The organism is Hydrotalea sp. AMD (assembly GCF_004100315.1).
GTDB lineage: Bacteria > Bacteroidota > Bacteroidia > Chitinophagales > Chitinophagaceae > Hydrotalea > Hydrotalea flava.
Window position 1 is genome coordinate 45,407 of sequence record NZ_SCKY01000006.1, and the last position, 22,286, is coordinate 67,692.

General features: G+C 36.4%; 19 protein-coding genes and 1 tRNA gene. 5 read left to right on the top strand and 15 right to left on the bottom strand.

Features of this window, described 5'->3' with window-relative positions:
• Positions 1–56 precede the first annotated feature (56 nt).
• Complete coding sequence (locus EO766_RS05495) at positions 57–785, top strand: ferredoxin--NADP reductase (protein ID WP_074418547.1); 729 nt, start codon at positions 57–59, stop codon at positions 783–785.
• Positions 786–836: 51 nt separating this feature from the next.
• Here EO766_RS05495 and tig read toward each other — a convergent pair whose 3' ends face one another.
• Together tig and EO766_RS05505 are read right to left on the bottom strand one after the other, a co-directional pair.
• Entirely contained in the window at positions 837–2,204 is a 1,368-nt protein-coding gene (tig, locus tag EO766_RS05500) for a trigger factor (protein ID WP_074418546.1), read from the bottom strand.
• A 70-nt stretch (positions 2,205–2,274) separates the two neighbouring features.
• Positions 2,275–2,356, bottom strand: a tRNA-Leu gene (locus EO766_RS05505).
• A gap of 216 nt (positions 2,357–2,572) precedes the next feature.
• Between EO766_RS05505 and EO766_RS05510 the strand changes: the two genes are divergently transcribed.
• A complete protein-coding gene (locus EO766_RS05510; protein WP_141676824.1) occupies positions 2,573–3,079 on the top strand; it encodes a hypothetical protein in 507 nt (168 codons plus the stop codon).
• Positions 3,080–3,204: 125 nt separating this feature from the next.
• Here the strand turns inward: EO766_RS05510 and EO766_RS05515 are convergent, their stop codons facing one another.
• The 6 genes from EO766_RS05515 to EO766_RS05540 all read right to left on the bottom strand — a co-directional run bounded on the left by EO766_RS05515 (position 3,205) and on the right by EO766_RS05540 (position 11,058).
• Entirely contained in the window at positions 3,205–5,667 is a 2,463-nt protein-coding gene (locus EO766_RS05515) for a bifunctional UDP-N-acetylmuramoyl-tripeptide:D-alanyl-D-alanine ligase/alanine racemase (protein ID WP_074418174.1), read from the bottom strand.
• Positions 5,664–6,620, bottom strand: a complete 957-nt coding sequence (locus EO766_RS05520; protein WP_074418175.1) for a TerC/Alx family metal homeostasis membrane protein — start codon at positions 6,618–6,620, stop codon at positions 5,664–5,666. Before EO766_RS05520 ends, EO766_RS05515 begins: the two co-directional genes overlap by 4 nt.
• A gap of 4 nt (positions 6,621–6,624) precedes the next feature.
• On the bottom strand, positions 6,625–8,334 hold the full coding sequence (gene gldG / locus EO766_RS05525; protein WP_074418176.1) for a gliding motility-associated ABC transporter substrate-binding protein GldG: 1,710 nt from the start codon (positions 8,332–8,334) through the stop codon (positions 6,625–6,627).
• A gap of 74 nt (positions 8,335–8,408) precedes the next feature.
• The gene (locus EO766_RS05530) at positions 8,409–9,125 is read right to left on the bottom strand and encodes an ABC transporter permease subunit (protein ID WP_287100788.1); all 717 of its coding nucleotides are present in this window, start codon (positions 9,123–9,125) and stop codon (positions 8,409–8,411) included.
• 132 nt (positions 9,126–9,257) lie between these two features.
• Positions 9,258–9,608 (bottom strand): HesB/IscA family protein, encoded by a 351-nt coding sequence (locus tag EO766_RS05535; protein WP_074418178.1) that lies wholly within the window; start codon positions 9,606–9,608, stop codon positions 9,258–9,260.
• Between the two features lie 292 nt (positions 9,609–9,900).
• Positions 9,901–11,058 carry an IscS subfamily cysteine desulfurase gene (locus EO766_RS05540; protein WP_287100789.1) on the bottom strand — a complete coding sequence of 386 codons (1,158 nt, stop codon included), beginning with the start codon at positions 11,056–11,058 and terminating at the stop codon, positions 9,901–9,903.
• 117 nt (positions 11,059–11,175) lie between these two features.
• Here EO766_RS05540 and mce point away from each other — a divergent pair, with 117 nt between their 5' ends.
• Positions 11,176–11,580: a methylmalonyl-CoA epimerase gene (mce, locus tag EO766_RS05545; RefSeq protein ID WP_074418179.1), complete on the top strand. Its 405-nt coding sequence runs from the start codon at positions 11,176–11,178 to the stop codon at positions 11,578–11,580.
• Here the strand turns inward: mce and EO766_RS05550 are convergent.
• From EO766_RS05550 to EO766_RS05565, 4 genes are all read right to left on the bottom strand, one after another.
• Positions 11,570–12,562, bottom strand: coding sequence for an ABC transporter ATP-binding protein (locus tag EO766_RS05550; protein WP_074418180.1), 993 nt, complete (start codon positions 12,560–12,562; stop codon positions 11,570–11,572). The two genes, mce and EO766_RS05550, sit on opposite strands and share 11 nt — an antisense overlap.
• Before the next feature lie 90 nt (positions 12,563–12,652).
• Positions 12,653–13,351 carry a ribonuclease III gene (gene rnc / locus EO766_RS05555; protein ID WP_074418181.1) on the bottom strand — a complete coding sequence of 233 codons (699 nt, stop codon included), beginning with the start codon at positions 13,349–13,351 and terminating at the stop codon, positions 12,653–12,655.
• Positions 13,352–13,361: 10 nt separating this feature from the next.
• The gene (gene fabF, locus EO766_RS05560; RefSeq protein ID WP_074418182.1) at positions 13,362–14,615 is read right to left on the bottom strand and encodes a beta-ketoacyl-ACP synthase II; all 1,254 of its coding nucleotides are present in this window, start codon (positions 14,613–14,615) and stop codon (positions 13,362–13,364) included.
• Positions 14,616–14,708: 93 nt separating this feature from the next.
• A complete protein-coding gene (locus tag EO766_RS05565; RefSeq protein WP_068244159.1) occupies positions 14,709–14,945 on the bottom strand; it encodes an acyl carrier protein in 237 nt (78 codons plus the stop codon).
• A 169-nt stretch (positions 14,946–15,114) separates the two neighbouring features.
• On the opposite strand from EO766_RS05565, the gene EO766_RS05570 reads away from it, so the two are divergent.
• Positions 15,115–15,546 (top strand): GNAT family N-acetyltransferase, encoded by a 432-nt coding sequence (locus EO766_RS05570; protein ID WP_074418183.1) that lies wholly within the window; start codon positions 15,115–15,117, stop codon positions 15,544–15,546.
• A 15-nt stretch (positions 15,547–15,561) separates the two neighbouring features.
• On the opposite strand, the gene EO766_RS05575 is transcribed toward EO766_RS05570, so the two are convergent.
• Positions 15,562–16,041, bottom strand: coding sequence for a YcxB family protein (locus EO766_RS05575; RefSeq protein ID WP_228733086.1), 480 nt, complete (start codon positions 16,039–16,041; stop codon positions 15,562–15,564).
• 128 nt (positions 16,042–16,169) lie between these two features.
• Positions 16,170–19,532 carry a vitamin B12-dependent ribonucleotide reductase gene (locus tag EO766_RS05580; RefSeq protein WP_074418184.1) on the bottom strand — a complete coding sequence of 1,121 codons (3,363 nt, stop codon included), beginning with the start codon at positions 19,530–19,532 and terminating at the stop codon, positions 16,170–16,172.
• Positions 19,533–20,150: 618 nt separating this feature from the next.
• Between EO766_RS05580 and EO766_RS05585 the strand changes: the two genes are divergently transcribed.
• A complete protein-coding gene (locus EO766_RS05585; RefSeq protein WP_074418609.1) occupies positions 20,151–20,906 on the top strand; it encodes a phosphoglycerol geranylgeranyltransferase in 756 nt (251 codons plus the stop codon).
• Here the strand turns inward: EO766_RS05585 and EO766_RS05590 are convergent.
• On the bottom strand, positions 20,903–22,198 hold the full coding sequence (locus EO766_RS05590; protein WP_287100790.1) for a M28 family peptidase: 1,296 nt from the start codon (positions 22,196–22,198) through the stop codon (positions 20,903–20,905). The two genes, EO766_RS05585 and EO766_RS05590, sit on opposite strands and share 4 nt — an antisense overlap.
• Positions 22,199–22,286: the final 88 nt, after the last annotated feature.

Below are 22,286 nucleotides of genomic sequence, written 5' to 3' on the forward strand. Positions count from 1 at the left end.
TTTGTAAAAAAACTGTCTGTTTGATACTTACTACTATATTAGCAAAAACGAAAAATATGCAAGCCTGGCAAAAGGGTATTATTGTTGCAATTGAACCCGAAACCAACTTTACCAAAAAATTTTTTATTCAAATTCCGGAAGTAGAAAAATTTGATTTTGCCCCCGGCCAATTTGTAACATTAGATTTACCCATTCATGAACAAAAAAACAAAAGATGGCGCAGTTACTCTATTGCTTCAGCACCTAACGATACCAATATTATTGAATTAATTATTGTTTTTTTAGAAGGTGGCGCTGGTACCGATTATTTGTTTAATGAAGCTACAGTAGGCACTGAATTTCTTCTGAGAGGACCGCTAGGAAAATTTACTTTGCCTGAAAAGATTGAAAAAGATATATTTTTAATATGCACCGGCACGGGCATTGCTCCCTTTCGCTCAATGGTTCAATATCTTCACCAAAACAAATTACCGCATCAAAACATTCATTTAATATTTGGTTGTAGAAAACAAACAGATGGTTTGTACTTGAATGAATTAAGGAAACTCAGTAAACATGAGCCCGGTTTTCATTTTCATGCTTGTTTTTCAAGAGAAGAAAGTTTAAAAGAAGAAGGATGCTATACCGGTTATGTTCACCACGTTTACGAGCAGTTATTAGCGCATGAAAAAAAGCCTGCGGCATTTTATTTGTGTGGATGGAAAAATATGATTGATGAGGCAAAAGAAAGAATTATAGCATTAGGCTACGACCGTAAGGACATTCATTTGGAATTGTATGGATAAAAAAAGGCTGTTTCATTATTTGAAACAGCCATATGCAAATTTAAAATACAATTAATGGTGGTGATGGTGCAATTTAGCAGCAAAATCTTCTGCACTAATTGCTTCTTCTGTTTTACTCACTTTTTCTGCAACTGCAGTAAACATTTTTTCTGTTGCAATTCTGTGATAGCTATCTTCCATAAATTTTTTATCCTGCATCATTCTGTTGGCGTAATCTTCTACCCATTGCTGATTTTCATCCATATTAATTTGTCCGCCTAGATATTGCAATAATTGTTGCTTAGCCAATGTACGAATATCATCCGGCAACACTTCAATTTTATGATCTACTGTAAGCTGGTTACTAATTAAAGTCCATTTTAATTGTTCTTTAAATGTTGGAAATTCTACCTCAATTTCATCAGTTGTTTTTGGCTTTTCGCCGCTTACCTGTAACCAACGCTTTAAGAAATTATCGGGAAATTGAAAATTGGCATGCTCTAATAGTTGATGATAAATTTGATCGTGTACCTGATTTAAAGCCTGAGCTTGATAATAATTTTCTATTTCAGTTTTTACTGCTTTTTTAAATTCATCGAGGGTAGCAATTGCTTTTCCGGGATAAACCGTTTCAAAAAATGCTTCATTCAACTCCGGCCTTTCCACCAACCCTACTTTTGTAATTTGCAGTTTAAAATATTTGCTCTCATCTCCTTTTTTGCCTTTTTCTAAACCAAGATCAGACAAAATAAAGTCCAACTCTTTATCGTCAAATGCTTTTTTCAATTGCAGGACAACAGAATCACCTGCTTTTTTACCCATTAAATTCTTTCTGAATTTTTCAGTAAAATATTTTACTAACAACGAGTTTTCTTTGCTAATACCCTCTTCTGGTTCATTTCCTTCTTTATCAGTTTCAACAAATTTTACATTCAGTACATTGTCTTCTCCAGTAACAGTTTCCGGTTCTGTCATTTTTCCATTGCGTACCTGTAAACGGTCTATTTCCTGCTCTACCATTTCATCGGTAACGGTTACTTTGTATTGTGTAACTTTTAATTTTGCAACGTCAATAACTACTTCGGGTTTTAAACCAATTTCGAATGAAAAAGAATAATCAACCAGATTATTCATATCTAAAGCCGGACTCCCATTTTCTAAGGGGAGAGGTTGTGCAAAAATTTCCAGCTTCTCATTTTCTAAAAAATCGAGTAAAGATTTTTCAACTTTTCGCAGTACCTCCTCACTAAAAACACTTTGCCCATACATTTTTTTGATTAAACCTGCCGGAATCATTCCTTTACGAAAGCCGGGAATATTGGCAGTTTTCGCATATTTTTTCAGGCTTTTTTCAAACCCTTCAAAATAATCCTCTTTTGAAAGAGTAACGGTGATTTTATCATTTAAAACACTCAGGTTCTCTCTGGTAACATTTGCCATAATTGCGCTGTTTATTGTTTAACCAATTTAAAAAAAATCCCCCTTAAAAAAGAGGAATGAGTACTATTAGTGCGGATGGAGGGGGTCGAACCCACATGCCTTGCGGCGCTAGATCCTAAGTCTAGTGCGTCTGCCAATTTCGCCACATCCGCAATTGGGGACGCAAAAGTAAGGTTTTTAACGAATAACCGAAAGTTTGATTTTTAAGACTGTAAAAGCCAATCAAAGGCTTTAAAAAGTAGTGTTATGGGCGCTATTTAACGGCGAATATTTAAATAAATGTTATAACCTGCATTTTTAACCATCAAGCATGTTATTTGAGGCATCTTTTATAGTCATATATATATGAACAACAAAAAATGAAGATCATGAAAAAATTATCAATAGCTGTATTTGCAATACTGTTAGTAACAGGAGCTACAGCAGCAACAGTTAGGCCACATTTTGGCGGAATGAGCGACAGGGATGATTTTGGAGGTGGAAAAGGCCGTACCACTGTTATAGTAGGCGGTGGCTATGGTGGCTATGCCCCTCTTTATAATCCTTATTTTGGTCTGGGTTTTGGTTATGGTTTCGGAATGCCTTGGTATGGTTATGGATATCCATACTATGATTACGGATATGGTTATCAGGCAAGGCCATCTAAATTAGACCGGGAAATTATGGATATTCAGCACGATTATGCGCAAAAAATAAATTCGGCCCGTGCAGATGACAGTATGACTGGAAGAGAAAGAAGGGCTACCATAAGAGAATTAAAATTAGAAAGAGATCAGGCCATTAGCAATGCCAAAAAGAATTATTATAAAGAAGGCTCAACCAGTTATAACAATCAACCCACCTATTACAATGGTTATAATGGTGGCACCAATTAAAATATGAAACCAAACCGGCTGTTAATGCAGGAATGTAATTGATGATAAAGATTAGGCCGGTTTTTAAAGACATGAATTCTATGATTACCTTACGGGCATTGTTTCAACAGAAGCAATGCCTTTTTTTATTCATTGAGGTAAACTCTTTTTACGCGCTGACTAATACCGGTTAAAATTTCGTAAGGAATGGTGGCGCACCATTTCGCTACTTCTTCTACGCCAATATGTAAACCAAAAATTTCAACACTATCGCCCTCTTCAACATTTGGAATATTGGTAATATTCACCATGGTCATATCCATACAAACACTGCCAATAACAGGGGCACGATAGCCATTAATATACACAAATCCAACACCGTTACTTAACCTTTTACTAAAACCATCTGCATAGCCAATACGAATGGTAGCAATAACTATTGGCGTATCTACAATAGCCGATCGGTTATAACCCACACTATCGCCGGGTCTTAAATGTTTAATTTGTGCAATGGTTGTTTTTAAAACAGCAACTGTTTGCAAAAACACACCCTGTGTATTTGAACTGTTTACACCATATAAACCAATACCCAGACGAACCATTTCATGATGCATGCCGGGATGCCGGATAATAGCAGCAGAATTGGCAATATGGCGAATAAATTTATATTTCAAAATATTTTCAATCGTATTACTGAAATACAGAAATTGCTGGTGTTGCCATTGCGAAAAAGCATCATGTGCAGGGTTTTCAGCAGAAGCCAAATGTGTAAAAACAGACTTTACCCACATGGTATTGGTTGTTAAAAGCAGGTGTCCTAATTTTTCTGCTTCAGATACTTCAAATCCAAGCCTGTGCATACCCGTATCAACCTTAATATGAACAGGAAATTTTTCAATACCCTGCTCTAATAAAAAACGATGGAAGCTATTGTACAATTGAAAAGAAAAAATTTCCGGTTCTAAACCATGCTCAATCATGGCATTGAAGCCATTCTCCTCAACATTCATCACCATAATGGGTAAAGCAATCCCCGCTTTACGTAAAGTAACGCCTTCGTCTATATACGCAACGGCCAAATAATCGGTACCATAAAACTGCAAAACTTTTGCAACTTCTACACTTCCACTTCCATAACCAAAGGCTTTTACCATGGCCATGGTTTTGGTATTGGGTGCCAGCAATTGCTGATATGCTCTTAAATTATGCGCAAGTGCTGTAAGATTCACTTCTAATATGGTTTGATGTACCTGCTGTTCTAATAATACTGCAATTTGTTCAAAAGCATATTTACGAGCTCCCTTTAACAAAATAAATTCAGCATGAAATGAAAATCGAAACCATTCATTCAGGAATTGGTAAGTATCGAAAAAGAAAAAAGTTTCCGGCGCTGCCTGTTCTAAAATTTTTCTGTTTGCCATACCATTTTCACCAATGGCAATGCATCTATTTATTTTCTTTTGTTGTAGTAAATGAACAACCTTTTGATACAAAGTTTCAGTTGGCAAACCAGTCTGCAAAAAATCAGACAATATTACCGTTGTTTTACTGCCTGCTGCCTGTTGTTGCAAATAGTCTAATGCTATGGCTAAAGAATCTATATCATTGCTATAACTATCATTAATAATGGTACAATCCTGTATCCCCTTTTTTAATTGCATCCGCATTTCAATAGGCTGTAACTGCAAAATGCGTTCCTGGATAATGGCAACATTAAATTTAAAGTATAACATGCAGCAAAAACAGGTAATCACATTATAAACAGAAGCCTTATCAGAAAAAGGAACAACTAACTTACCCTCGCTGCCGTTGTATACATAATCAACAAGTGTTTGTTTTGTTTGGAAAGAAAGATGAACAATTTTAAGGGTTGCATTACTATCATTTCCCCATGAAAAAAGCGGAACCTTTGGTAAAATTGTACCCTCAGGTAAATCATCTACACAATAAATGAAACATTCAACCTGCTGAAATAAAATTAATTTTTCCTTTACTTTTTCTTGTATGGATGCAAATCCTTCATTATGTGCATCGCCAATTGATGTAAGTATCCCAATTGTGGGCGCAATAATGGGCTGTAAATGTTGCATTTCGCCCGGCAATGATATACCCGCCTCGAATATGCCTAACTGATGTTGCGGCGCCATGTGCCACACACTTAATGGAACGCCAATTTGTGAGTTATAACTTCTTGGGCTGCGAACAATATTGAAATTATTTTGCAGTAATTGATTGAGCCATTCTTTTACAATAGTTTTACCATTGCTGCCGGTAATGCCAATAACGGGATAATGAAATTTTCTGCGATGGAAAGCAGCCAGTTGCTGTAAAGCCAATAAGGTATTACTTACTTTTAAAAAATTGGCATCAGCATAAGGCGATGCATCGAATTGTTGAGACACTACAAAATTTCTTATTCCCGATTTATAAGCTGCTGCAATAAATTGGTGCCCATTTCTTCTGGGGTTATTGCCCAAAGCAAAAAACAATGAAGCTTCTGCATCAATCATTAGCCGGGTATCAGTTAACAAATAACGAATAGTAGCCGTAGTATGAATAGAAGCTGCAGCGTTAATTATTTTTGCAATTTGATCAATCGGGTAACTCACAAGGTTTTGTTTTTTTTCAGTTGTTTGTTTGAATAGAAGATAGAATACAACACAGAACCGCCAATACAAACTATAATTAACAACAAAGAAATAAACACCTGCTCGTTTTTGGTTAAAAAGGTATCAATCCACTTTTCGCCAATCATTTTGCTGCCAATCAATATAAGCACAATGGATATGCCTTGCTGTAGATAAGCAAATTTGTTTACAGCACCACGTAACAGAAAAAATAAACTACGTAAACCAAGTATGGCAAAAATATTAGAAGTGTAAATAATAATACGATCCTGAGAGATGCCCATTACGGCAGGAATAGAATCGAGTGCAAATACCAGATCTACAGAAGCAAGCATTACAACTGTAACAAATAAAATGGTGTATTGTGGTTTATTGTTTATGCGAATAATAAAACGCCCATTCCCATCAGAAGGTGTGAGGGGCAAAAATTTCTGTAGAAAGTGATATATTTTATTTTCTTTCGGATTGAATTCCTTTTCATCATCTTCAGTGAACATTTTAATGCCGGTATATACTAAAAACGCACCAAAAACATATAAAATCCAATGAAAGCGTTCTACCAGTTCAACCCCAACCGTAATAAAAATAACCCGAAGCACAATGGCCATTAAAATGCCAATTAACAGCACTCTTGAATAAAATACTTCCTTTATTTTAAAAGCATTGAAAATGAGTATAAACACAAAAATATTATCAATACTCAGACTCCATTCCATAAAATATGCACTGATGTATTCAATTGCTTTTTTGTGGCCTTCTTCCATCCACATAAAAACAAAAAATGCAAATGCCAGCAATACCCAAAATAGGGTTAAATAAACAGCTGACTGAATGGTAACTGCTTTATTTTTTTTACTCAACAATCCCAAATCTGCCACTAAAGCTATGGCCAGTACAATTCCAAAAACTAAGTATACAATTTCGTTAGGAGACATTGAATTAAATATTAGTATATGTTTTTTTTCTATACCACTGCATTACTGCACTCAGTAACATAATGCATAAAATGGGTATTGCAATATTGATGAGTTGCCAAAATGTTTTATTTGCTTTTACTTTATTTTTATCTAACAATCGTAAAGTAAACTCTTTATTCCTGGTTTCTAAAATACCTCTGTTTCCTACCAGATAATCTAAACAATTTAATAAAAACTCACGATTGGCAAATTGATAATTTTCAAATTGTTGTGTGCCCATTGGAAGTGGGCCATTAGATTGTGTAACTACATTGGTTACAATATCTGCATCGCTGGCCACAATTTGCCGGGCTTCTTTTATGCCTTTTGGCATAAATGGTACCCCCGTAAGTTTTTCAACCGAGTCTTGCATGACTTTAGTAAATCTGTTGGCGTACAGCGATTTAAATTTCCCTTCCAATAAAACAACAACGGGTACTTTACTATCGGTAAAAGTTTGCAAATCGCCTTCAGAACGAATACTTCGTAAACTTACAATTGCCGGTGTTCCTAATTTTCGGCTATTGGTATCACTGGCCAATAAAACAGTTTTTTTAATACCATTTGCTTCAACCGTATCAATGGAAGAAGGAAATACACTTAACACCTGATCTAAATTTCGTGAAATGGGATGATTTTCAGGTGCGCTTAACAATGGATAATAAGGAAAGGGTATGCGTTGTATTTGTGGCTGGCCACCCATATTACCCACTACCAATGGCTGTTTGGCCGAATTTAAATCCTGTAACAAATCAGGATTAATACGCACACCATATTTAAATAACTGATCATCGATATTCAATCCTTTATCATAAGCAACAAAATCGCTTTTAGCCCTTAATAAACTATCAAATTCTGCATACAACTTATCAATAAACCAAAGCACATTACCACCTTGCATGATATATTGATCAATTTTAATTTTTTCATCTTCCGTAAATGCCTGTTCCGGTTTTACAATCAGCAATGCTTTAATAGTATTGGCATCTAAAATTCCGGTTCGCAAATCAAATATTCCAAAGCGAAAATTATTGCGAATGGTGTTAAATAAATCATTCACTGTAGGATTCAACGGTTCGCCATTGCCCACTGCATAAGCTACTACCGGAAATTGTGTTGCGGTTATTTTTTGAATAGCATCATCAAATTTAAATTCAAGCAATGCCTCCGAATAATTTAAAGTACTTTCTTCATCCATACCACTTTTTCCACTCATTAAATCAACTGGAATTATTTTGCCATTGTATTGTACAATTGCCGATGGAAATATAAGCCGTTCGGTTTGTGCATCATCATTTTCCTGTAACTGATTATTAAAAGGTTTGATGCCAATACGCACCAGACTATCATACAATTGTACTTTCATGGAATCGGGTAAACCCTCACCCGGCTTAATAAACCTAAAATGCAGATGACCATTTGAGTAAGATCGATAATTCTCTAATAATTCACCGGTTGTATTTTTTAACTTTCTGAATCCTGAACTCAGCTTTCCGGTTAGCAATACCTGTATTTCAATATCGCCCTTTAAATTGGCCAATAACTGCCTGGTAGAAGGACTTAATGAATATCTCTTTTCTTTAGTAAGATCTAAACGGACATGTATTTGCGCAGATAAAACAATAAGTATGGCAAAAAAAATAAGCAAAACTGCCCATCCATATTTTTTTTGAAGTAAAGAAGTAAGCTTCATTTTTTGTTATTTATTTCGAACAAATACTTGTGAATGAACAGACAGCAATCATTTTTGGCTATTGTACTGAATATTTATTTATTGATTACATTTTTTTGTGTAATGAACATGAAAAAACTATTCATTACAAAAAAATAAACCAAATCTCTGGTATCTATTACACCACGACTAACACTTTGATAATGAAAATTTATACCCAACATTTCTATATAATAATCAAGTGTACCTGAAAATACAGGTAACTTACTCAATGCATCAAAACCGGCATAGAGCATGAAACAAACAAATGCGCCGGCAATAAATGCTACCACTGTATTATTAGTAAAACTACTGGCAGCAATACCAATGGATACAAATACGCCACAAAGCAACAGCAGGCCTACATAACTGCCAATGGTAGCGCCCACATCTAACCCGCCACTACTGCTTAAATACTGCAATGAAAAAGCATATACCAAGGTTGGTAATAATGCGGCAAGTATAATGAGCATAGCTCCAAAAAACTTTCCCAAAACCAATCCGGAAGGTTTAACAGGCCATGTTTTTAATAACTCGAAGGTGCCGGTTTTATATTCATCAGCAAAACTACGCATGGTAATGGTGGGTATCAAGAAAAGGAGTACCCAGGGTACAAAATCGAAAAAGGGACTAAGTGTTGCATAACCAAAATTAAGCATGCTTGAATCAGGAAATACAAAAAGAAACAACCCGTTCAACAATAAAAAAATGATCAGCGCAACGTAGGCTGTAATACTGCTGAAAAATTGATTCCATTCTTTTTTACATATCATCCACATAACTATTCAAAACTAAGTGTTACTGTGTTTAGAAGAACAGAAATTTGAAAAAATTGTGTGTATATTAATAAAAAAAACTGCAACCGAAATTGATTGCAGCTTTCAAGAAAAGTATTCCAATGAAAATTATACCGCAAAACTTTCGCCACAGGCACAGCTTCTGCTGGCATTAGGATTATTAAAATGAAAACCTTTACCGTTCAATCCGTCTGAATATTCCAATACCGTATTCACTAAATATAAAAAACTTTTAATATCTGTTACAATTTTCAGGCCATTGTCTTCAAAAATCTGATCACCAGGTTTAATTTCATTATCAAAATCCATTTTATAACTTAAACCGGAACAGCCGCCCCCCACTACACCTACTCTTAAAAAATAAGAAGCATTATCTGCTTTGCCCGATTCTTTCATTAATTCATATACTTTTTCACGTGCTTTTTCACTTACATGAATTGCATTATCATTTGCTACCATTGTTGAAACCATTTAAATATTATTGCAAATTTAATTAAAGATTGTTGAATTGGTGGCGTCCATTTTTTAATAATCAGTTCCGGCCTTTAGGCAAAATTTGTGCTTTATGATTAAAGCCAACCTGTTGAACATTGATAGGCTACAGATAGTTCGTCAAGATTGATTCCTGAATCATGATCACCCCGGCTTCTATTGAGCATTTGAATTTTTTTTGAAAAGAGGTGCATTATTACAACATTTTGTTAAACCCCTCCCTATAACAACATTGCATTGATTGAATATTTCTTTACAATTAAGTCATTTCCCTAAGTTTCTGAACAGTTAAGGCAATTTGTTCAATGGCGTAATCAATTTCTTCTTCAGTTGTAAACCTGCTTAAACTAAAACGCATGGAGCTGTGTGCCAAATCATCGCTCAAACCCAATGCTTTTAAAACATAACTGGGTTCTAAAGAGGCAGAGGTACAAGCTGAACCGGAACTTATTGCCATATTTTTATTAAAACCCATGAGCAGGCCTTCTCCTTCCACATATTTGAAAGAAATATTACAAACATGGGGCAAACGATGCGTTGTATTTCCATTCACAGCAACCACTTCTAACTGCAGTAAGGCCTGTTCCAGTTTATCTCTTAACCGGCTGATTCTGGCAGCATCTTCAAACATTTCCAAACGGCACAATTCACAAGCCTTTCCAAATCCTACAATACCTGGCACATTCAGTGTGCCGCTGCGCATTCCATGCTCATGACCACCTCCATCCATTTGTGCAATTAATTTTACCCTCGGATTTTTTCTTCGAATGTATAATGCACCAACGCCTTTCGGACCGTACATTTTATGTGCACTAAACGCCATAATATCTATACCATCTTTTACAACATCCACCGGAATTTTGCCTACTGCCTGAGTAGCATCGGTAAAAAATAAAACGCCATGTTTTTTAGCAATGGCACTTATTTCTTTAATGGGTTGAATGACGCCAATTTCATTATTGGCATACATAATGGCAATAAGTATGGTAGTTGGTTTTATGGCTGCTTCTAATTCCTCTAAATTAATCAATCCATCCACTTTAACCTGTAAATACGTTACTTCAGCACCCTGTTTCTCCAAATGTTTACAGGTATCTAAAACTGCTTTGTGTTCAGTATTCAAGGTAATAATGTGGTTCCCTCTTCCGGCAAACACTTCTACGATGCCCTTTAAGGCCAAATTGTCACTTTCAGTAGCACCTGAAGTGAAGATGATTTCTTTCGGTTCAGCTCCAATTAATTTTGCTACTTGTTCTCTGGCGTACTCAACTGCCTCTGCAGCTTCCCATCCAAAAGCATGATTCCTGCTGGCTGCATTGCCGAAATGTTGGGTAAAATAGGGTAACATGGCTTCCAACACTCTTGGATCCATTGGCGTAGTAGCATTATTATCTAAATAAACAGGCAACTTCAACATACATCTAATTTTTTTACTACTTACTAACAACACAAATTTACTGCATTAGGTTCTTTAAATTTACTTTTCATAATGCAAACAGGCATTCAATTGCCATGTTTGGTAAAATGATTGGATATGCATAAAATTGAACACATTGGCATAGCAGTGCAAAATTTAGAAAATGCCATTGAAAAATATGAAATACTGCTAAATACTCCCTGCTATAAAACTGAAATGATAAACAGTGAACAAGTGAATACTGCTTTTTTTAGCGTTGGCGATTCAAAAATAGAGTTACTGGCAAGTTTAGATACAGAAGGGGTTATTCCAAAATTTATTGCCAAAAGAGGTGAAGGTTTGCATCATATTGCTTTTGAAGTAACCGATATTGAAAAAGAAATAGAACGGTTGAAACAGGCTGGTTTTTCTTTTATTAATGAAGTACCTAAAATAGGAGCAGACAATAAATTGGTTTGTTTTATACACCCTAAAACTGCCAACGGTGTTTTAATTGAACTTTGTCAGGAAATTAAAAGCTGATTATTGGTTGATTTTTCAATGTAACAGTTACTTGATTACCGGGTTGCAGTGTGGTATGTTGCTCCATTACTTTTAAATCGCCGGCCTGCGATGTATGCACAACTATCATATCATAACTTCCCAAAAACTGCACCTCTTTTACGGTTCCTGTAATCAGCCCATTTGAATGGGGATGTAATTCTATTTGATGAGGCCTTAATATAAAATTGTCTGTAGATTGGGCATTCGTGCTTTGCAGCGCTAACAACGCAGCCATCGATGCAGGTATTATATTAAAATCGCCAAATAGGCCTGCAGAATAGGTATTTACGGGATGATAATAAATTTCATGAGGTGATCCTTGCTGAATAATATGTCCATTTTCTAAAATAACGATGGTATCTACCCAAGGTAGTGTATCCATGGGATCGTGAGAGGCCATTATGAAATTCAATTCCTGATTTTGGGCAATTTCAGCTAATACTGTTTTTAATATTTGTTTGTGATCAAAATCAAGATTTGAAAATGGCTCATCTAAAATGATGAGTTGGGGTTGCATAATTAATAAACGAGCCAATGCCACTCTTTGTCTTTCACCACCGGAAACTTCATTGGTTTTACGATGCAATAGGTGTTCAATTCTGCAGATAGCAAATAATGTTTCAGCAGCCTGTTTTTCAAGTTGATTATTATAATCGAGTATTTCAGCTATGGTATAATTATTCCACAATTCAAAATGCTGCGACAGGAAGGCAATTCCCTTATGCCCCGGCAATAATTGTTCATCCGGGCCTTTTACTTTATTGCCTTTAAAGTAAACATTACCCGCATCGGGTTGTTCCCATCCTGCAATAATTTTTAGTAAAGTTGTTTTACCTGCTCCCGAAGCACCGGACAATGCAATTTTTTGATGATGTTTTTGTTCAAAATTAATATCCTGCAATATCCAATGATCATTATTCTGATTGTACCGTTTGCTAATTTTTTCTACCTGTAAAAACATTATTCAATTTTTTTAATCAGCATTGAAAACTGTATCAGATGAAAAAATAAGGAGAATAGAAGCATTAAAAATAGCCGTAATATTATTATATCAAAGGCCTAATTTTTCAATGGCCGATTGTGCTGCAATCTGGCTGGCATCTTTTTTATTGAAGCCTTTGCCTTTCGCTAAAATTTCACCATCTAATACTGCATTAATGGTAAATACCCTTCTGCCTGCTTCTAATTTTTCTTCCAACAGTTCAAAATTGAGCATTTTGCCATTTCTGTTGGCCCATCCTATTAATTTGTTTTTTAAATTAATATCTATTAATTCCAGGTCTTCAATAAACATGTGGGGAATTAAAATTTGGCGAATAACCCATTGCCGGGTTTTTTCATACCCTTTATCTAAATAAATGGCACCGGTAATAGCTTCTAAAGTATTGCCAAAAATCTGGCTGCTTTTCAGCGAACCATCAAACTTATTAAAGCGGGTAATACGCTTTAAACCCATTTTTACAGCAATATCATTGAGTTGCTGACGATTCACCATTTTACTGCGCATCTCTGTTAAAAATCCCTCACCTTTATAGGGATATCGTTTAAAGAGATAATCTGCAACTATGGCGCTTAATACCGCATCACCCAGGTATTCTAATCTTTCATTATTTTCTTCAGGGGTATCTTTTACCGAACGGTGGCTTAATGCAATTTTATATAGCGATATTTTACCGGGTTTAATACCCAGCACATTTTTTAACTCTTTTTCGAAGGCTGCTTTAGACGAACTGAAAATTTTAGGTAGCATTTGCACAGCGTTAAGCTACATATTTTTTTACAATTACACAGGCATTATGTCCGCCAAAACCAAAAGTATTGCTTAATGCCGCATTAATGGTTCTGGTTTGTGCCTTATTAAAAGTAAAATTAAGCTTAGAATCTAAGTCAGGGTCGTCAGTAAAATGATTAATGGTAGGAGGAACAATATCGTGCACCACGCTTTTTATGCAAGCAATGGCTTCTATCACACCGGCAGCGCCGAGACAATGTCCGGTCATTGATTTTGTAGCACTGATATTTAAATCATAAGCATGTTGGCCAAATACATTTACAATGGCTTTTACTTCGGCAATATCACCTAAAGGTGTAGAAGTACCATGGGTGTTGATGTAATCAATATCTTCCGGTTGCATGCCTGCATCTTCTAAAGCCACACGCATTACATTTTGTGCACCCAGTCCATCCGGATGTGGGGCTGTAATATGATAAGCATCGGCAGTAGCGCCACCACCGGCAATTTCGCAGTATATTTTTGCTCCGCGGGCCAGTGCATGTTCCAATGTTTCTAAAATTACCACACCTGAGGCTTCACCCATTACAAAACCATCACGGTATTTATCATATGGTCGGCTTGCGGTAGTGGGATCATCGTTTCTTTCGCTCATGGCCTTCATGGCATTAAATCCGCCAACACCGGCTTCGCTGATAACAGCTTCACTTCCTCCACTAACGATGATATCTGCTTTTCCTAAACGGAGTAAATTATAAGCTTCTATCATAGCATTGGTACTACTGGCACAAGCGCTAACCACAGCGAAATTGGGGCCACGCAAATTATGGCGCATAGATATTTGCCCAGCGGCAATATCTAAAATCATTTTCGGGATGAAAAAGGGATTGAAGCGAGGCGTACCATCGCCTTTGGCAAATTCCATTACTTCCTGTTGAAAAGTGATTAAACCGCCAATACCACTGGCAAATACCACACCAACCCTATCGGGATTAATATTTTCTTTATTTAAACCGGCATCGGCCATTGCCTGATCGCTGGCAACGAGTGCAAATTGTGTAAAACGGTCAATTTTCCGGGCCTCTTTTCTATCCATAAACTGAACGGGATCAAAACCTTTTACCTCGCAGGCAAATTGCGTTCTGAACTTAGAGGCATCAAACTGGGTAATAGGAGCAGCCCCGGAAACACCTTTTACAAGATTTTCCCAATAATCAGCTACAGTATTACCTAAGGGCGTAATAGCGCCCAATCCGGTTACAACAACGCGTTTTAATTGCATAGTTAAAGGACCTGTGTTTAAGTGATAATCCGCCTATCCGTGGCTAGAAGCCTAAGAAAGGCGGATTCATTATTCCATCAATGGAGTAAAAGCTTATTTGGCATGTTCTTCCAGATAAGTAATTGCCTGGCCAACGGTGGTAATGGTTTCAGCCTGCTCATCAGGAATAGAAATGTTGAATTCTTTTTCAAATTCCATGATTAATTCAACGGTATCCAAAGAATCGGCACCGAGATCGTTAGTAAATGAAGCCTCATTGGTTACTTCTGCTTCATCAACACCTAACTTGTCGACAATGATTTTCTTTACTCTTGTTGCGATGTCTGACATTGTAATAAGTTTTGTTACAGGCGCAAAAATATACTTTTTGACAAAACTCCAATGTTTTCTGTCAATTTTGTTTTAACAAGTTTTTTAAACAGTTTAATAACATTATTTTGTTTGGCACTTTTTTCGGGTATTTTAAAAATGATTTTTACCTTGTAAAAAATTATACAGAATGGCAATTAGGATAATAGATTACGGCACTGACGATTACCAGAAAATGGTAGATTTGCGTTACCAGATTTTACGCAAACCACTTGGGCTTCAATTTAACCAGGTAGAGCTGGAAGAAGAAAAAAATGATATTTTAATTGGCTGTTTTGATGAGGATAAATTAGAAGGATGTTGTATATTAACTCCTTTAGATAATAAAAAGGTTCGTTTACGCCAAATGGCCGTCATTGATGGGTTACAGGGCAAAGGTATTGGCCGTTCTTTAATGAATTATGCAGAAAATATAGCCAGAGATATGGGCTATGATGTGTTGTGCATGCATGCCCGTAAAACGGCTGTTGGGTTTTATGAAAAATTAGGCTATCAAATTGCTTCCCCTGAATTTAACGAAGTAAATATTCCGCATTATATGATGAAAAAAAATTTGAGATAAAGAAATTTGCTTTTTTTAGGAAGGAATATGTAATTTAAACAGTTCCCTTATTTGTTTTTTATTTTCATCTTCCATGCCTTCTTTGGGAATTAAAAAAAATGATTTTGCATTAAAATAAAGATGAAAAAAATGGGGACTTTCCATGTATTTTGCAAAATCAGCCCATTTCCAATGGGCTTCTCCCCATTCATTTTCTAAAAAAATCTTATCATCGGTAAACCGGATGATGAATTGATCAGTAAACGTTTTTATACTTCTTTTATAAATGGAATAGGGCAAAATATACCAAACGGCTATCAACATTAATAACCAGATCAATGAGCCTAAAACAAAAGGTTCAGGCCGTATTTTTTTAAAAAAGAAAAGAATGGCGGCTAAAATTGCATACAAATTTACCAGAATAATCATGAATTTAATTTCCTGGCGGGCAAAAAAGTGGTAGCGTAGTGCCTGAATTACTTTTTTCTTATTATAGGAAAAGCTGTATTGCATCATAAGTTAAAATGTAAAAGTATAAAAGTAAAAGTTTAATTGCAGCGATGCATGAACGCATAAAAAAACAACCTGTACTTTTAGGTAACAGGTTGTAATTGTAAAAAAAAGTATAATAACTGTTTTCAGATTTAACTGCACCCCATGCTGTTTCCGCAATTTAAACATTTATAGCATGTGCCGCTGCGTACAGTAATATGTCCACAGGTATTGCAGGCTGGTGCATCACTTTGCATATTTTTGGCTGCGGCATTCACCATGTCCAATCCACTGTTTACTTTTGCAGACGAACCGGCGCTTTTTTGTGTAGTGGTATGGCTTCCGGATCCTGCAGTTACTCTTATATTGCTTAATTCAGGCTTTCCCAAATAAGATAACTCAGTTTCCTGTACACCTGTATTTTCAACTTCAGGTTTATTTAAAACATGTACCAGATCAGTTCTTCCCAAATAGTCAAAAGCCAATGCACGAAATACAAAATCAACTAAAGAGGTGGTGGTTTTAATGTTGGGATGGTCTACCATTCCGGAAGGTTCAAACTTGGTAAATACAAATTTTTCTACAAACTCTTCTAATGGAACCCCGTATTGCAAGCCAACTGAAACGGCAATAGCAAAGCAGTTCATTAAACTTCTTAAAGTAGAGCCTTCTTTGGCCAAATCAATAAATATTTCGCCAAGGGTGCCATCAGTATATTCTCCGGTTCGCAAAAAGATAACCTGGCCGCCAACTTTTGCTTTTTGGGTATATCCACGCCTTTTTGCAGGCAATGATTTGCGCTCTACAATTCTTGATAAAGCTCTCTTTAATTGAGTGTCGGTAGATGCATTCATTCTTCTGGTTACTTCCTCTAACAACTCATCAACCGTTAATTGACTTAAATCGACAATAGAAGCATCAACAGGTATTTTTACTGATTCAGTAACCGCCGCTTTAGTTTGTGTTTGGCCAGCTTCGTCGGTTGTTTTTTTCTTCTTGTCTGATTTGTTGCTTAACGGTTGAGAGAGTTTAGAGCCATCCCTATATAAAGCACACGCTTTTAAACCTAATTTCCAGCTTAAATAATAAGCTTCTTCAATCTCTTCCACTTTTGCCTCATGTGGCAGATTAATGGTTTTTGAAATGGCACCACTTAAAAAGGGCTGACAAGCTGCCATCATTTTAATATGGCCATGTGCATGGATATAACGTTCCCCTTTCTTTCCGCATTTATTGGCACAATCAAATACCGGCAAATGTTCCGGCTTTAAGTGTGGTGCACCTTCAACAGTCATGGTTCCACATACATAATCGTTGGCTGCTTCAATTTCATCATCTGTAAAGCCCAATGCTTCCAGCATATTAAAATCCCAGCTACTGTATTCTTCTTCTTTAAAACCTAACCGTTGCATACAGGCATCGCCTAATGCAAAGCGATTGAAAAGAAATCCAATTTCAAAAGCTGATTTTGCAGCCTGATTAATTTTGGCAATTTCTTCTTGTATAAACCCTTTGGCAGCCAGTGTAGTATTATTAATAAAGGGTGCTCCTTCAAAACTGGCGGTTCCTACTGCATAATTTTCAATATCTTTTATTTGAGCGTCAGTATATCCTAAATTTTTCAGTGCATTGGGAACTGCCTGGTTAATAATTTTGAAATAACCCCCGCCACTTAACTTTTTAAATTTTACCAATGCAAAATCGGGTTCTACGCCGGTTGTATCACAATCCATAATTAAGCCAATGGTGCCGGTAGGGGCAATTACGGTAGTTTGAGCATTCCGGTACCCATATTTTTCGCCAAGTTGTACTGCATCATCCCAGGCTTTGGTTGCTGCTTTCAGCAAATAATCCGGGCAATATTTGGCTTTTATTCCTACCGGTTTAATTTGCAAACCGATATAAGCCTCTTCGGCATCATAAGCCGCTGCACGGTGGTTGCGCATTACCCGAAGCATATCAGCTTTATTCTCTTCAAATTTTCTGAAAGGGCCTAAAAAGGCAGCCATTTCTCCAGAGGTTTTATAGGCAGTACCTGTCATGATGGCTGTAACTGCACCGGCAATACCACGGGCATCTTCACTATCATAAGGAATGCCGCTTAACATTAATATGGTTCCTAAATTGGCAAAACCCAAACCCAGTGTTCTGTAATCGTATGATAATTGTGCCACCTCCTTGGATGGAAATTGAGCCATTAACACAGAAATTTCCAAAACAGCAGTCCATAAACGACTAATATATTCTATGCCTTCTACATCAATCGTATTATTTGCTTCATTAAAAAATTTGCGGAGATTAATGGAAGCCAGATTACAGGCAGTATTATCTAAAAACATGTATTCACTACATGGATTAGAGGCATTTATGCGCCCACCCTGTGGACAAGTATGCCACTCATTAATGGTAGTATCAAACTGGGTACCGGGATCGGCACAACGCCAGGCAGCATAAGCAATATTGTTCCAAACTTCTCTTGCCGGAATGGTTTTCATTACCCGGCCATCGGTACGGGCTTTCAGTTCCCAGTTTTCATTTTTTTCTAGTTTTTCAAAAAAGCTGTTGGGTATACGTACTGAATTATTAGAATTTTGACCTGAAACGGTTAAATAGGCTTCTCCTTCATAATTGGAATCATAACCTGCTGCTATGAGTGCCGCCACTTTATTTTCTTCTTCCACCTTCCAGTTAATAAATTTCATGATTTCCGGATGGTCTAAATCAAGACACACCATTTTTGCAGCCCTGCGGGTAGTACCGCCTGATTTAATGGCACCTGCAGCCCGATCGCCAATTTTCAAAAAACTCATCAACCCACTTGAAGTTCCTCCGCCGCTTAATTTTTCACCTTCACCACGTATTTGTGAAAAATTGGTACCTACACCGCTGCCATATTTAAAAATACGTGCTTCACGTACCCATAAATCCATAATTCCACCCTCATTCACTAAGTCATCTTTAACAGATAAAATGAAACAGGCATGAGGCTGTGGCCTTTCATATGCATTTTGCGATTTTTTTAAAGTTCCGTCTTTGGGATCAACATAATAGTGCCCTTGCGGTTTACCGGTAATACCATAACTTTCAAACAAACCGGTATTAAACCATTGTGGCGAATTGGGTACACATGACTGATTTAGGATACTGAATACTAGCTCATCATAAAACACCTGTGCATCCTGTTCAGAAACAAAATAATTGTAGCGTTGGCCCCATACTTTCCAGCAATTGGCCATACGATGCGCCACCTGCTTAACAGAAGTTTCACGACCGGTGGTTCCATCGGGTTGGGGTACGCCTGCTTTTCTAAAATATTTTTGTGCTAAAATATCGGTTGCAATTTGGCTCCATTGCTTTGGCACTTCTACATTGTTCATTTCAAAAACCACTTCGCCATTAGGATTTTTAATGATGCTGGTTCTGTAATCGTATTCAAACAAATCAAATGGACTGATACCTTCTTTGGTATAGCGGCGTTTAAATTGTAAGCCTTTGTTTTTAGATGCGGGTGCCATGAGCCTTTAGTTTAGTAATGCAGTGAATGATGTTTTTTACAGGATATCCTGTTACGGATAGCGGTTAACGAAAATATCTTTTCATAATTAAAAAACCTTATTGTAAATATTAACAGATTGTGGAAAAACCTTGTTAAAAAGTTGCAGATTCAAGGCCTGTTTGCATTTCAAAAAATATTAACACATGTAGATAATATTTTGAAAATAAATGCTTGCCGTTTCAAACAAAATTCCTATTATTAATGTGTATAAAATGATACTATTGTTTCATATGTGCGCATCCATGCAAAACATTCACACGTATATTTCACGTATATTTAAAGTGCTTACAAACATTTTCACACAATATGTCCAATTAAACAACCATTATTTATGATTGAAAAATTACATCAAAAGCAGCTAAATTCGGGTTTAAACCATCTAAATAATTGCTAATTATTTTATTGTTGTAGTTCAAAAAAAGGTAGAGAAAAGGAGCAACATAAACAATTTGCAGATTTTTTTTATCCATAAAAAACCATTATTTCATGGTTTTACACCAGATACTTATTAATTTAAGCGAATAAAACAAAAAGTTTTTGCATTTTTGCAATAAGTCAGTCACTTACAATTTTTTGCATGAAGCAAACCTTGTATCATCAGATTACGGAAAAAAAGCAGACAGGTAAAAAATCTTTTGCTGTATTAATTGATCCTGATAAGGTAAATCATTCCTCTATCGAGCAATTGGTGCAGCTATCAGTGAATGCCCATGTTGATTATTTTTTGGTGGGTGGAAGTTTGGTCATTTCAAACCATTTAGATGAATGTATTCGGCAAATTAAAGCCGCTTGTACTATTCCTGTTTTATTATTTCCGGGTTCACCTTCACAGGTTAGTAAATATGCCGATGCACTGTTGTATCTGTCGTTAATTTCGGGAAGAAATCCTGAATTATTGATTGGGCAGCATGTAGTAAGCGCTCCATTTGTGAAGAAAAGCGGATTAGAAATTATACCTACCGGTTATATGGTGATTGATGGTGGCGCACCCACTACCGTATCGTATATTTCGAATGCCACCCCCATCCCATCCGACAAAAATGATATTGCCATGTGTACGGCTATGGCCGGAGAGATGCTGGGCATGAAACTCATTTACATGGATGCCGGAAGTGGTGCCAAACGCCCAATAACCGAAACCATGATTGCATTGGTAGCACAACATATAGAAGTGCCTTTAATTATTGGAGGTGGCATTACAGATGCTGAAAAGGCCTATTTAAACTGTAAAGCCGGAGCTGACATAATTGTTGTAGGTAATGCTATTGAAAAAGATGCATCGCTTATTAAAGAATTAAGCGATGCTATTCATTCTGTTCCTATTAAAATTTAGCGCAACTGTGTTGTATCTACCCTGGTTGGGGTATCTTTTCCATTTACAATAGATTGTGCACTGAGTGCAATGGCTCTGATAATAGCCGTCATATTATTTAAGTTAAGCGTTTGCACCTCATCGCTGGGTTTATGGTAGTTGGGCTCATTATCCATTTTTGAAGTAGATATAGTGTGCGCAGGTACTCCTTTTTTAGCCAAAGTGGCATTATCGGAGCGATAAAATAAATTTTGTTCGGTATATGGGTCCGGATAAAATGTAAACGGTGTTCCTCTTAAATTGCGTTGCATGATTTGCCCCATATCGGTTTTATCATATCCGGTAATATAAGCACTATTGGTACCCCATTTACTTTCGGTTCCAATCATTTCAATATTAAACATGGCTTTCACCGCATCGGGATTGAATTGCTCTGAAAAATAAGCTGAACCATATTCACCAATTTCTTCTGCAGTAAAAGCTGCAAAAACCAAGGTTCTTGCATTATTATTTAAATGTGCATAATATTTGGCCAACATAATTACGGCTGTTGTTCCGGCAGCATCATCATTGGCACCGTTATACAACGAATCGCCATTTACAGGTTTACCAATACCTAAATGGTCGTAATGGCCCGAGAAAATAACATATTCATTCGGCAATTTTTTTCCGGGTATTATACCTACAATATTGCTTAAAGGCATTTCTGTAAAAGTTTGCTGTGCCTTTAATTGGAAATGTTCCGGATGGGTTTGTGCTGTTAAAACAAAAATGGCAGAAGCTGCATTTTGTAGAAACTGACGCGAAAAATAAGATAACCTTGGAAAATATTTTGTAAATGCCGTATCAATAAAAATGATTTGATTGTGATTGGATTGTAGCAATTCTAATAAATGCGTGAAGAAATCACTACCGGCAGGTATAGTAACTTGGGTATAGCCGGAATTTTCATTGATGTCAAGGTTTTTTTCCTGAGAACGAATGATAAATTGATTGGCAGGAATTCCCTTCCCGTCTATCTGCAAACTGGCAATACTGTGTTCAGGTTTTAGCATCATAAAATTTTGACGATAGGTACCACCCGCTATTAGTGGTTGCAAACCCGCTTTCTTAAATTCATCTATTATAAAACCGGCAGCTTTTTCAATACCAGGTGTAAACACCCTTCGGCCCTGCATATCATCGGCAGCCAGTATATTTTCAATACGTGTTACTTCTTTTTCGGTAATTATTTTTTCAAGAGCAGTTTGTGCGTGAACAACCAGTATTCCTGCAGTTAAAACCAACAATAAAATTGTTTTGAGAAAGCGCATATTTGTATTTGTTATGATGTTTGTATTGAAATAAGCAACTGCATAAAACAGGTTATTGGGCAATAAGCTTGTTTTGTACAAAAAATGG